The sequence below is a fragment of the Pseudomonas sp. LBUM1646 genome, from assembly GCF_059716165.1.
Map to the genome: position 1 here is coordinate 3,922,781 of NZ_CP166810.1, position 12,478 is coordinate 3,935,258.

Genomic DNA, 12,478 nt, shown 5'->3' on the forward strand with positions numbered 1-12,478 from the left:
GATGCTGGCGTATATTTTTCGGCGACTGCTGCTGATCATCCCGACCTTGTTCGGCATTTTGCTGATCAACTTCGTGATCATCCAGGCCGCCCCCGGTGGCCCGGTGGAACAGATGATCGCCAAGCTTGAAGGCTTCGAAGGCGCCACCAGCCGTATCGCCGGGGGCGGTGCCGAGGTCTCGGTGGCCGGCTCGGCCTATCGCGGTGCCCAGGGCCTCGACCCGGCGCTGGTCAAGGAAATCGAGCACATGTACGGCTTCGACAAATCGGCGCCGGAACGCTTGTGGATCATGGTCAAGAACTACGCGACTCTGGATTTCGGCGACAGCTTCTTCCGCGACGCCAAGGTCATCGACCTGATCAAGGAAAAGATGCCGGTGTCGATCTCCCTCGGGTTGTGGAGCACGCTGATCATGTACCTGGTGTCGATCCCGCTGGGGATCGCCAAGGCCACGCGGCACGGCAGTCACTTCGATGTCTGGACCAGTTCGTTGATCATCGTCGGCTATGCGATCCCGGCGTTTCTGTTCGCCATTCTGCTGATCGTGGTGTTTGCCGGCGGCAGTTATTTCGACTGGTTCCCGCTTCGAGGGCTGACCTCGAACAACTTCGCCGAGCTGAGCATGGGCGGCAAAGTCCTCGATTACTTCTGGCACCTGGCATTGCCGGTGACGGCGCTGGTGATCGGCAACTTCGCGACCATGACCCTGCTGACCAAAAACAGCTTCCTCGATGAAATCAACAAACAGTACGTGGTCACCGCCAAAGCCAAAGGGCTGACCAATCACAAAGTGCTTTACGGCCATGTGTTCCGCAACGCCATGCTGTTGGTGATTGCCGGGTTCCCGTCGGCGTTTATCGGGATCTTCTTCACCGGCTCGCTGCTGGTGGAAGTGATTTTCTCCCTCGATGGCCTGGGCCTGATGAGCTTTGAAGCGGCGATCAACCGGGATTACCCGGTGGTGTTCGGCACGCTGTTTATTTTCACGTTATTGGGGCTGGTGGTGAAACTGATCGGCGATCTCACCTACACCCTGGTCGATCCGCGCATCGACTTTGAACACCGGGAGCATTGAGATGAGCCTGTCCCCCCTCAATCGCCGGCGTTTCGAGCTGTTCAAGGCCAACAAACGTGGCTGGTGGTCGCTGTGGCTGTTTTTGATTCTGTTCGGCCTGAGCCTCGGCGCCGAACTGATCGCCAACGACAAGCCGCTGGTGGTGCATTACGACAACGGCTGGTACTTCCCGGCACTCAAGCGCTACCCGGAAACCACCTTCGGCGGCGAATTCCCGCTGGAAGCCAACTACAAGAGCCCGTACATCCGCGAATTGCTGAAGGCCAAGGACGCCTGGATTCTGTGGGCGCCTATCCCCTACAGCTACCAGAGCATCAACTACGACCTGAAAGTCCCGGCCCCGGCGCCACCGTCGACGGACAACCTGCTGGGCACCGATGATCAGGGCCGTGATGTGCTGGCCCGGGTGATCTACGGCTTCCGGGTTTCGGTGTTGTTTGCCCTGACGTTGACCATTCTCAGCTCGATCATCGGCGTGATCGCCGGGGCCTTGCAGGGCTTCTATGGCGGCTGGGTCGACCTGGCCGGGCAGCGTTTCCTCGAGATCTGGTCCGGGTTGCCGGTGCTGTATCTGCTGATCATCCTCGCCAGTTTCGTCCAGCCGAATTTCTGGTGGCTGTTGGGGATCATGTTGCTGTTCTCATGGATGAGCCTGGTGGATGTGGTGCGCGCCGAGTTCCTCCGTGGGCGTAACCTTGAATACGTGCGCGCGGCGCGGGCGCTGGGGATGCAGAATGGTGCGATCATGTTCCGCCACATTTTGCCCAACGCGATGGTCTCGACCATGACCTTCATGCCGTTCATCCTGACTGGCGCCATCGGCACCCTGACCGCTCTCGATTTCCTGGGTTTCGGTCTGCCGGCGGGCAGCCCGTCGCTGGGTGAGCTGGTGGCCCAGGGCAAATCCAACCTGCAAGCGCCGTGGCTCGGCATGAGCGCGTTTGCCGTGTTGGCGTTGATGTTGAGTTTGCTGGTGTTTATCGGCGAGTCCGCTCGCGATGCCTTCGACCCGAGGAAGTGAAATGAATCAGGACAATCTGATCGAAGTGCGCGACCTCGCCGTCGAATTTGTCGTCGGCGAACGCGTGCAGCGGGTCGTCGAAGGCGTCAGCTTCGATATCAAGCGCGGCGAAACCCTGGCCCTGGTCGGTGAAAGCGGCTCCGGCAAATCGGTGACCGCCCACTCGATCCTGCGCCTGCTGCCTTACCCGCTGGCCCGGCATCCGTCCGGCACCATTGAGTATTCCGGGCAAGACCTGCTGAGCCTGAAAGAGAAAACCATTCGCCACATCCGCGGCAACCGGATCGCGATGATCTTCCAGGAGCCGATGACCTCGCTCAATCCGCTGCACTCGATCGAGAAGCAGATCAACGAGGTGCTGGGCATCCACAAGGGCCTGACCGGCAAAGTGGCGACCAAGCGCACCCTGGAGCTGCTGGAGATGGTTGGCATTCCCGAGCCGCACAAGCGCCTCAAGGCCCTGCCCCACGAATTGTCGGGCGGCCAGCGCCAGCGGGTGATGATTGCCATGGCCCTGGCCAACGAGCCGGAGCTGTTGATTGCCGACGAACCGACCACCGCGCTGGACGTGACCGTTCAGCTGAAAATCCTCGAATTGCTCAAGGAATTACAGGCCCGTCTGGGCATGGCGTTGTTACTGATCAGTCATGATTTGAACCTTGTGCGAAGAATTGCGCATCGCGTATGTGTCATGCAGCGCGGTTGCATCGTCGAACAGGCATCGTGCGAAGAGTTGTTCCGCGCGCCGCAGCATCCGTACACTCGGGAACTGCTGGCAGCGGAGCCCAGCGGCAAGCCGGCGACCAATGTTATTGGGCCGCCGCTGCTGCAAGTCGAGGACCTGAAAGTCTGGTTCCCGATCAAGAAAGGCTTCTTGAAAACCACGGTGGATTACATCAAAGCGGTGGACGGGATCAATTTCAGCCTGCCCCAGGGCCAGACCCTGGGGATTGTGGGAGAAAGCGGTTCCGGCAAGTCGACACTGGGGCTGGCGATTTTGCGGTTGATCGGCAGCAAAGGTGGCATCCGTTTTGAGGGCAAGCAGCTAGACTGCCTGACGCAGGGCGAGGTTCGGCCGTTGCGCCGGGAGATGCAGGTGGTGTTCCAGGACCCCTTCGGCAGCCTTAGCCCGCGGATGTGCGTGAGCCAGATCGTCGGCGAAGGCCTTAGAATCCACAAGATGGGCACCGAGGCGGAACAGGAACAAGCGATTATTGCGGCATTGAAGGAGGTAGGCCTGGACCCGGAAAGCCGGAACCGCTACCCCCACGAATTTTCCGGCGGGCAACGGCAGAGAATCGCCATTGCCCGGGCATTAGTGCTAAAACCGGCGTTGATCCTGCTGGACGAGCCGACTTCGGCCCTCGACCGGACAGTCCAGCGCCAAGTGGTGGAGCTTTTACGTTCACTGCAAACCAAGTACAACCTGACGTATCTGTTTATCAGCCATGACCTGGCTGTCGTCAAAGCGCTGAGCCACCAGTTGATGGTGGTCAAGCATGGCCAAGTGGTCGAACAGGGGGACGCGCAAAGTATCTTTGCCGCCCCCCAACATCCGTATACACAGCAGTTGCTGGAAGCCGCTTTCCTGGCACCAGCCACTGCGCAATAACCTGAAAGAGAGGAGCAACACATGGGTTTTCTCGCCGGTAAGCGCGTACTGATCGTCGGTGTCGCCAGCAAGCTGTCCATCGCATCCGGCATCGCTGCCGCCATGCATCGCGAGGGCGCTGAGCTTGCCTTCACTTATCAGAACGACAAACTGAAAGGTCGTGTTGAAGAATTCGCACAAGGCTGGGGTTCGAGCCCTGAGCTGTGCTTCCCGTGCGACGTGGCCAGCGATGAAGAAATCGCCAAGGTCTTCGAAGAGTTGAGCAAGAAGTGGGATGGCCTGGACGTGATCGTTCACTCCGTCGGCTTCGCCCCGGGCGACCAACTGGACGGCGACTTCACCGAAGCCACCACCCGTGAAGGTTTCCGCATCGCTCACGACATCAGCGCCTACAGCTTCGTGGCCCTGGCCAAGGCTGGCCGCGAAATGATGAAAGGCCGCAACGGTAGCCTGCTGACCCTGTCGTACCTGGGCGCCGAGCGCACCATGCCGAACTACAACGTGATGGGCATGGCCAAGGCTTCCCTGGAAGCTGGCGTTCGTTACCTGGCCGGCTCCCTGGGCCCGGACGGCACCCGCGTCAACGCGGTATCGGCTGGCCCGATCCGCACCCTCGCCGCTTCCGGCATCAAGAACTTCCGCAAGATGCTGGCCGCCAACGAAGCGCAAACCCCGCTGCGTCGCAACGTCACCATCGACGAAGTCGGCAACGCCGGCGCCTTCCTGTGCTCGGACCTGGCGTCCGGCATCAGCGGCGAAATCATGTACGTAGACGGTGGTTTCAACACCACTGCGATGGGCAATATCGAAGAGTGATCTTTGGTTAACCCATAAAAAACCCGCCGATTTTGGCGGGTTTTTTTATGGGTTAAAGATCAAAAGATCGCAGCCTTCGGCAGCTCCTACGGGGAATGTGTGTCTATCCGCTATTTTTGTGTGTAAACCCGATCCAGGTAGCAGCTGCCGAAGGCTGCGATCTGTTGATCTTCACAACAAACACCGCGCAAACAACTGCTGAATCGGCTGCATCCGCTGGCTGTAACGCTGCAACAACACAATCTCGCGGTAGAACGTCAACTCACCCAACCGAATCACCCTCACCTTCGCCCCATGCTCCACCCACAACCCCGATTCCGGCAGCAACGAAACCCCCAGCCCGCACTCGACCATTTTCACGATGGCTTCCAGCTCATCCAGCTCAAGTCCAACCTGCACATCAATCTGCTGTTCGCGCAGAAACCGCGTCACCAGCCGTCCACCGAACGAGTTGCGGTCGTAGCGCACGTGGGGATGCTTGGCGAGCAATTGCAGCGGGTCCTCGCCTTCGAGGTCCGCTGGCACGATCAGCACAAACGGTTCTTTGCGGATGACCTGCGCCGACAACTCCTTGGGCAGTTCGAATGGCGGCTTGATCAGGATCGCCAGGTCCACTTCGCCAGTGTCCACCTGACTCAGCAGGTTCAGCGACACTCCGGGCACCAGTTTCGGCTCCAGCAGCGGCGCCTGTTGTCTGAGCCGCAACAACGCCTGGGGCAACAAACCGGTCTGCACCGTGGCCACCGCGCCGATTTTCAGTTCGCCACGGTATTCGCTGACATCATCGCTAACCGCCATGCGTGCAAAGGTCTCCAGCATCTCCCGGGCCATCGGCAACGCCCGTTGCCCCGCCGCATTGAGCAGCGCCTGACGCCCGGTGCGATCGAACAGCCGAATGCCCAGCGCCTGTTCCAGATTACGGATCTGCGCACTGACCGCCGACTGCGTGAGGCCGATGTGCATGCCGGCTGCGGCGAACGTGCCGTAGCGGGTCACAGCGATAAAGGTTTTCAGTTCTCGCAACATAAGCACGCCATTAATCGAAATAATTTGAGCTCGACGCAAAAATTATCGTCTTTTAATCAAAAAGCACAGGACTAAACTCAGCTTCAACTTCCCACCGTTGAGGATTACCCGATGCAGCTCTCCCCTTTCCACCTGGCGATTCCGGTGTATGACCTGGCGGCCGCGCGCAGTTTCTATGGCGAAGTGTTCGGTCTGGAAGAAGGTCGTTCCAGCGACCATTGGGTCGATTTCAACTTTTTCGGCCATCAACTGGTGATTCATCTGGCGCCGAAAAACGCCTCGCAAGAAGCCGCCCACACCAATGCCGTGGATGGCCACAACGTGCCGGTGCCGCACTTTGGCGTGGTCTTGGGGATGGCTGAATGGGAAACCCTGGCCGGACGTTTGCAATCCCTCGGCACACAATTCGTGATTGAACCCGGCATCCGTTTTCAGGGATTGGTCGGAGAGCAAGCAACGATGTTTCTCTTCGACCCCTGCGGCAATGCCCTGGAGTTCAAGGCGTTCAAGGACATCAGCCAGTTGTTCGCCAAATGATCCGCCCCGCGCTGGATGCCACCGCCCTCAGTGAGGCGGTGCTGAATGGCCAGGCAAAAGTCACGGCCATTGCCCATTCCTTTCTTGAACGCATTGAAACCCTGGAGCCGGATGTCCAGGCCTTCGTTTCGTTCAAACCCCTGCAAGTACGCCTGCAAGCCACCCTGCACGATGGCCGGGGTTTGCTGGCCGGGGTGCCGGTGGGCGTGAAAGACATCTTCGACAGCGCCGATCATCCCACGCAGTTCTATTCGCCGATCTATGCCGACCATCAGCCGTCCCGGGACGCCCATGTGGTAACCCTGCTGCGCGAGGCCGGCGCACTGATCATGGGCAAGACCCATACCACTGAATTTGCCTATATGCACACCGGCCCGACGCGCAATCCGCATGACTTGTCGCGCACGCCGGGCAGTTCCAGCGCGGGTTCGGCGGCCGGGATGGCGGCGGGTTTCTTTGCTGTGGCGTTGGGTACGCAGACCGCTGGCTCGCTGCTGAAACCGGCGTCTTACTGCGGCCTCTTCGCTTTCAAGCCATCGTTGGGGCTGGTGTCGCTGGAAGGTGTGAAACCGCTGGCGCCGAGCTTCGACACCGTGGGCTGGTACGGGCGCTCGGTGCGCGACCTGAGCCTGGTGGCGCGGGTATTGATTCCCGGTTTTGAAGTCCCTGAAATCGAACAACGCCCTTTGCGTTTAGGGTTCTACCGCACCGCGCGTTGGGATCAAGTCGATCCAGAGGTGGCCCACGCTCTGGAACAGGCCGTTGAACACTTGCGCAACGTCGGCCATCAGGTCAGTGAAGTGCCGTTGCCAGACGAGTTTGCCGGGGTATTTGACGATCACCAGTTGATCAACGATTGCGAGGGCGCCCGCTCACTGGCAAAAGAATTCCAGCAACACCGAACGCTGTTGAGCCCGTCGACGCTGGCGATGTTCGACCGCGCGGCGGCCACCACATGGGCACAAGAGACCGCGGCGAAAGCCCGGCTGGCGGCGCTTGCACCGATTTTGAACGAGCGCTGCGAGCCCTTCGACGCGATGCTCGGCCCCTGCTGCGGGATCGTCGCACCGCAGGGCCTGGAAAGCACCGGGCCATCGGACTTCATCAAGTTCTGGGGGGCGTTCGGCTGGCCACAGGTCAATATCCCGCTGCCGCGCGCTAAAGGTTTGTTGCCCATCGGGCTACAGATGATCGGGCGGTTCAGAAACGACGGTTCGCTGTTACGAGTGGCCGAACGGGTGGCCGCTGACCTGCTTACCGATCGCGGCCAATAGGCCTTCCACCGTCTGGTGCAGCGCCGGATGAAACTCGATCTGGCGCACACTGAAGCGAATGTCATAACCGCGATGCACCGTAGCGTTGCGCTCGTCGAGCATCTCTTCGAGCCGCGCCCGAATCGCCGCGATCTCCACGGCGTTGGCACCGGTCAGCAACGCGGCAAACTCGTCGCTGCCCATGCGCCCGATCACATCGCTTTCGCGAAAGGCGATGCGCAGCACATCGGCGAACGTCTTCAAGGCATCATCGCCTTCGGCGCGGCCGTACAGGTAGTTGATGTGTTTGAAGTGATCGAGGTCGAAAAACAGCAAGGTCGCCGGTTTGCCTAACCGCAGGCAAGCGTCGAGCCCCCGTTGTGCCAAGGCATCAAAGCCATGACGATTGGGCAGCAGCGTCAGCTCGTCCATGCTCGCCACCTGCACCGCCGTCAGTTCTTGCTCGGCCTGGCGTGCCAGGTCGCGCAACAATTCGCGCTCCTGCAGTGCAGTGTCCGGGCCATGCAAGGTGTCTGCGCAAGTACCCGGTTTGATCGGTTTGCCTGGAACCAGCATGTGTCACTCCTGTGGGGATATGTACGTTAGAGCCGCACATACCCGGTTTGACTCCTAATTAACCCGCCGTTGGTCAGATGCCTGCCACCGGACACGGTCCTCCGGCGTCCGCCCAGAGCTTGAATTGCGTGACAAAGATGTCGTGTGGCACCGGCACCGGTACGCGATTACCGCCCGGGTTCCAGCCCCAGAGCACCAGTTTGTCGTCGCTGACGTGCTTGATCAGCGCGGCGAAATCCCGGTCACCGTTGCTGGAGCGGTCCTTGATCAACGCGCAGAGTTTGTCTGGCGGCAGGCCGATCCAGGCCATTTTGTGCGCCGCCGGCGGCAGGCTCCAGTGCGGCGCGCCCGGTGGTGCGTGGGGGCCGTAGCTGGCCGGCGGGTTGTTTTCGGCGTGGCAGGTGGCACAGGGCAAACCGGCGGCGCCCTTGCCGTCCATGCCGCGCACCACGTTCATCATGTGCGGCACGCCCGCGTCGAACTGCAACGGCGAATCGCCGGGAATGTGGCAGTTCTGGCAGCGCGGGCTCTGGAAGACCTTTTGCACCGTACCGAAAGCTTCCAACGCCGCCTGTTTGTCCGCCGCGAACAGGTCCGAGGCGTAGCCGGTCAGCCCCACCAGCACCACCGCCCCAAGTATCAAATGTCGTCTCATGTCACACCCCCGACAGTTGCAACGGCAGTTCGCGCAGGCGTTGCCCGGTCAGGGCGAACACCGCGTTGGCCACCGCCGGCGCCACGGGCGGCACACCGGCCTCGCCAATGCCGCCGGGTTTGTCGGTGCTGGGCACGATATGCACTTCCACCACCGGCATTTCGTTGAGTCGCAGCACCTGATAGTCGTGGTAATTGGACTGCACCACCTGGCCGTCCTTGAAGGTGAGTTTGCTGCGCAAGGCAAAGCCGAGGCCGAAGGTGACGCAGGATTCCATCTGCGCCGCAATGCTCTGCGGGTTGACCGCAATGCCGCAGTCCACCGCGCACACCACCCGGTGCACGCGAATCTTCAGGTTGTCCTCCGACACTTCGGCGACATGGGCGACGTAGCTGCCGAACGATTCGTGCACCGCCACACCCAAGGCGTGGCCATCCGGCAACGGCGCATTCCAGTTGGCTTTCTCCACCGCCAGGTTCAGTACGCCGAGATGCCGTGGATGGTCCTTGAGCAGCGTTCGTCGGTATTCCACCGGGTCCTTGCCAGCCGCTTCGGCCAGTTCGTCGATCAACGATTCCATGACAAAGGCGTTGTGGCTGTGCCCCACAGAACGCAGCCACAGCACGCTGATGCCGGTCTTCGGTGAATGCAGTTCCACCTGATGATTGGCCAGTTTCTCGATGTAAGGACTGTCGGCCACGCCTTCGACAGAAGTCTTGTCGACACCATCCTTGACCATGGTCGCCGCGAACGCCGTGCCGTCCATGATCGACTGCCCGACCATCACATGTTTCCAGGCCAGCGGCATGCCATCGGCATCCAGGCCGATGTTCGCCTGATGCAGGAACATCGAGCGGTAATAACCGCCGCGAATGTCATCCTCCCGGGACCAGACTGTTTTCACTGGCATGCCGGCAGCCTTGGCCACTTGCACCGCTTCGGCGACAAAATCCGAGGTCGGGTTGGCTCGACGGCCGAAGCCGCCGCCGAGGAATTCGGTGTGGATTTCCACTTGCTCGGGTTTGAGCCCGGTGATCTTGCCCGCGACCATTTGGTCGAGGGTCTGGAACTGGGTGCCGGTCCAGATTTCGCACTTGTCTGCAGTGATTTTTACCGTGCAATTGAGCGGTTCCATCGGCGCGTGGGCCAGGTACGGCACGCTGTATTCGACGTCGATGGTTTTCGCCGCTTTCTTTAACGTCGCGGCGGTATCCCCGGCCTGACTGGCTGGCATACCGGGGGTGGCGGCGAGTTGGCGGAAGCTTTCCAGCAGTTTGACGCTGTCGAGCCCGGTGTTCGGCCCCAGGTCCCAGTCAATTTTCAGCGCATCGCGGCCCAGTTTCGCCGCCCAATAATGATCGGCAATCACCGCCACGCCCGTGGGCACCTGCACCACTTTGTGCACGCCTGGCACCGCCAGCGCCTCGGCGCCTTCGAAGGATTTGACGCTGCCGCCGAATACCGGCGGACGCGCGACCATGGCGGTCATCAGCCCGTCGAACTGCACGTCCATGCCGAATTTGGCGCGGCCGGTGATTTTCTCCGGGGTGTCGAGGCGCGGCGTCGGTTTGCCGATGATCTTCCAGTCCTTGGCGTCCTTGAACTTGATCGAGGCCGGGTCCGGCACCGGCAGCTTGCCGGCGTCATCCGCCAGCTCGCCGTAAGTGGCGCGTTTATCGCCGGCAATCACGATGCCCGGTTCGGTGCGAATCTCGGACGGCGCAACGTTGAAGCGTTTGGCCGCGGCGTCGATCAACATCAAGCGCGCGGCGGCGCCGGCCTGGCGATAGCGGTCGAACTCCATCCAGGTCGAGGTCGAGCCGCCAGTGATCTGCATGCCGCCAAATCCGGCCAAACCATAGTCCTTGGCCGACGCAGGGGAATGTTCGACGCGGATTTTCGACCAGTCGGCGTCCAGTTCTTCGGCGATCAGCATGGTCAAGCCGGTCCAGATGCCCTGGCCCATCTCGGAGTGGCCGAGCAGGATGGTGACGGTGTTGTCGTTGCTGATGCGCAGGAAGGCGTTCGGCGCGAAGGCATTGCCCTGGTTCTCGGCGCCCAAGGCAAACCGATGGCCACCGGGGATGACAAACGCCACCACCAGTCCACCGCCGAGCACCGCGCTGCCCTTGAGAAAGCCGCGACGTGAGACAGGATGAATGCTGTTCATTGCGATGATTCCCCTCGACGTGGCTTCAACCGATCTCGGCGGCGCGTTTGACCGCGGCGCGGATCCTTGGGTAGGTGCCGCAGCGGCAGATATTGCCGGACAGCGCCTGATCGATGTCGCTGTCGGTAGGCTTGGGAATCTTCGCCAGCAAGGCGGCGGCGGACATGATCTGCCCGGACTGGCAGTAACCGCACTGCACCACGTCGAGTTCCGCCCAGGCTTGCTGCACCGGGTGTGAACCGTCGGTGGACAGCCCTTCGATGGTGAGGATTTTTTGCCCGTTGGCCACGGCGGTGGCCGGGGTGATGCAGGAGCGCAGCGGCGCGCCGTCGACGTGCACGGTGCAGGCACCGCACTGGGCCATGCCGCAACCGAACTTGGTCCCGGTCAGGTGCGCGACATCGCGCAGGACCCACAGCAGCGGCATGTCCGCAGGGATATCCAGTGCCTGGTCCTTGCCATTGATATTCAGGGTCAGCATGTGCGGTTTTCCTCAGACTCACGGTGTTCTGAAGGGGCGCCGCTGTGGTGATACAAGACCTACGCGCGCCTCGGGTTATCCATACAGCTAAGCGCAGATTGACTGGGCGGCCAGCTTCTGCGACCACCGGTCACCCTGGAGCTGGAGAGATGCCCGCTTCGTAGCAGCTGCCGAGCACCGCGAGGCTGCGTTCGGCGGCGAAGCCGTCGTGAAATCAAGCAACGCGGTGTGTCAGGTAGAACGCGTGCATAGGGTTTACGACGGCTTCGCCGCCGAACGCTGCCTCGCGGTGCTCGACAGCTGCTACGCGGGCGGAGTTTTAGAAATCAGTGGACTCTGACAGCGCGCGCCAGGTGTGCAATTCACCCGCAACGAACGCATTCTTGGCCTCGATGTAGCGCACCGCATCCGTCCCCAGCGGCAAACGCAGCGGTGGCTGTTCGGCCTCGACCAACGTGATCAGCGCCAGAGCCAGTTTCTCCGGGTCCCCAGGTTGTTGCTGATTAACAGTCTTGGCCAGTTTGCGCATTTCGCCGGCAGTCGGGGCGTAGTCGGCGATCGTTTCGGGGGACTCAACCAAGGAATTGGTATCGAGGAAGTCAGTGCGGAAATAGCCCGGTTCGACCACCGTCACCTTCACGCCCAGTGGCGCAAGTTCGTCGTGCAAGGCTTCGCTCAGGGCTTCGACGGCAAACTTGGTCGAGCAATACACGCCATAACCCGGCGCCGACTGAAAACCGCCCACCGAAGAAATGTTAATCACATGACCGCTACGGGCGGCGCGCATGTGCGGCAACACGCCACGCGTGACATTCAGCAGGCCGAAGACGTTGGTTTCGTAAAGCCGCTTGATCTCAGCGCTGCTCGCTTCTTCCACCGCCCCGAGCAAACCGAAACCGGCGTTGTTGACCAGCACGTCGATGCGCCCGAACTGTTCGATGGCGGCCTTGGCCACCGCCGCGCCCTGGGCTTCGTTGGTGACATCGAGGGTGGCGGCCAGCAAGCCCGGTTGATCGCCGAAGCGCTGGATGATCGTGCTGGCGTCGCGTGCCGTGGCGACCACCGCGTCACCATTGGCCAGCGCGGCCGCAACGATTTTTGCGCCGATGCCACGGGAAGCGCCGGTGACGAGCCAGACACGTTTGAAAGAATGAGGAGCGCTCATGATCGATACCTTGTGTGGGGTTGGGGTAGGCACAAAGGTACGCAGGAAGATTGGTCGGAGAAATGCCCTCGTGTTACAAGCACTATGAAAC

The 12,478-nt window shown here is 61.1% G+C and carries 12 protein-coding genes; 6 read left to right on the plus strand and 6 right to left on the minus strand.

Annotation, left to right across the window (positions count from 1 at the left end; translation table 11 throughout):
- The first annotated feature begins 1 nt into the window (after window position 1).
- The 4 genes from ACA071_RS17840 to fabI are packed head-to-tail and all read left to right on the plus strand — an operon-like array spanning window position 2 to window position 4,524.
- Window positions 2-1,075 (plus strand): microcin C ABC transporter permease YejB, encoded by a 1,074-nt coding sequence (locus ACA071_RS17840; RefSeq protein ID WP_169369083.1) that lies wholly within the window; start codon window positions 2-4, stop codon window positions 1,073-1,075.
- Window position 1,076: 1 nt separating this feature from the next.
- Window positions 1,077-2,096: an ABC transporter permease gene (locus ACA071_RS17845; protein ID WP_497640355.1), complete on the plus strand. Its 1,020-nt coding sequence runs from the start codon at window positions 1,077-1,079 to the stop codon at window positions 2,094-2,096.
- Window position 2,097: 1 nt separating this feature from the next.
- Window positions 2,098-3,708 carry an ABC transporter ATP-binding protein gene (locus ACA071_RS17850; RefSeq protein WP_497640356.1) on the plus strand — a complete coding sequence of 537 codons (1,611 nt, stop codon included), beginning with the start codon at window positions 2,098-2,100 and terminating at the stop codon, window positions 3,706-3,708.
- Window positions 3,709-3,729: 21 nt separating this feature from the next.
- Window positions 3,730-4,524, plus strand: a complete 795-nt coding sequence (gene fabI, locus ACA071_RS17855) for an enoyl-ACP reductase FabI (protein ID WP_121733857.1) — start codon at window positions 3,730-3,732, stop codon at window positions 4,522-4,524.
- A gap of 171 nt (window positions 4,525-4,695) precedes the next feature.
- Here fabI and ACA071_RS17860 read toward each other — a convergent pair whose 3' ends face one another.
- Window positions 4,696-5,550 (minus strand): LysR family transcriptional regulator, encoded by an 855-nt coding sequence (locus ACA071_RS17860; RefSeq protein ID WP_497640357.1) that lies wholly within the window; start codon window positions 5,548-5,550, stop codon window positions 4,696-4,698.
- 111 nt (window positions 5,551-5,661) lie between these two features.
- On the opposite strand from ACA071_RS17860, the gene ACA071_RS17865 reads away from it, so the two are divergent.
- Together ACA071_RS17865 and ACA071_RS17870 are read left to right on the plus strand one after the other, a co-directional pair.
- Window positions 5,662-6,087: a VOC family protein gene (locus tag ACA071_RS17865; protein WP_497640358.1), complete on the plus strand. Its 426-nt coding sequence runs from the start codon at window positions 5,662-5,664 to the stop codon at window positions 6,085-6,087.
- A complete protein-coding gene (locus tag ACA071_RS17870) occupies window positions 6,084-7,361 on the plus strand; it encodes an amidase (RefSeq protein WP_497640359.1) in 1,278 nt (425 codons plus the stop codon). Before ACA071_RS17865 ends, ACA071_RS17870 begins: the two co-directional genes overlap by 4 nt.
- On the opposite strand, the gene ACA071_RS17875 is transcribed toward ACA071_RS17870, so the two are convergent.
- The 5 genes from ACA071_RS17875 to ACA071_RS17895 all read right to left on the minus strand — a co-directional run bounded on the left by ACA071_RS17875 (window position 7,308) and on the right by ACA071_RS17895 (window position 12,387).
- Window positions 7,308-7,916, minus strand: coding sequence for a GGDEF domain-containing protein (locus ACA071_RS17875; protein ID WP_497640360.1), 609 nt, complete (start codon window positions 7,914-7,916; stop codon window positions 7,308-7,310). The genes ACA071_RS17870 and ACA071_RS17875 overlap by 54 nt on opposite strands.
- Before the next feature lie 73 nt (window positions 7,917-7,989).
- Window positions 7,990-8,571: a hypothetical protein gene (locus ACA071_RS17880; RefSeq protein ID WP_497640361.1), complete on the minus strand. Its 582-nt coding sequence runs from the start codon at window positions 8,569-8,571 to the stop codon at window positions 7,990-7,992.
- A gap of 1 nt (window position 8,572) precedes the next feature.
- Window positions 8,573-10,741, minus strand: a complete 2,169-nt coding sequence (locus ACA071_RS17885; RefSeq protein WP_497640362.1) for a xanthine dehydrogenase family protein molybdopterin-binding subunit — start codon at window positions 10,739-10,741, stop codon at window positions 8,573-8,575.
- Between the two features lie 25 nt (window positions 10,742-10,766).
- On the minus strand, window positions 10,767-11,222 hold the full coding sequence (locus ACA071_RS17890) for a (2Fe-2S)-binding protein (protein ID WP_497640363.1): 456 nt from the start codon (window positions 11,220-11,222) through the stop codon (window positions 10,767-10,769).
- Window positions 11,223-11,541: 319 nt separating this feature from the next.
- Window positions 11,542-12,387, minus strand: a complete 846-nt coding sequence (locus tag ACA071_RS17895; protein WP_497640364.1) for an oxidoreductase — start codon at window positions 12,385-12,387, stop codon at window positions 11,542-11,544.
- Window positions 12,388-12,478: the final 91 nt, after the last annotated feature.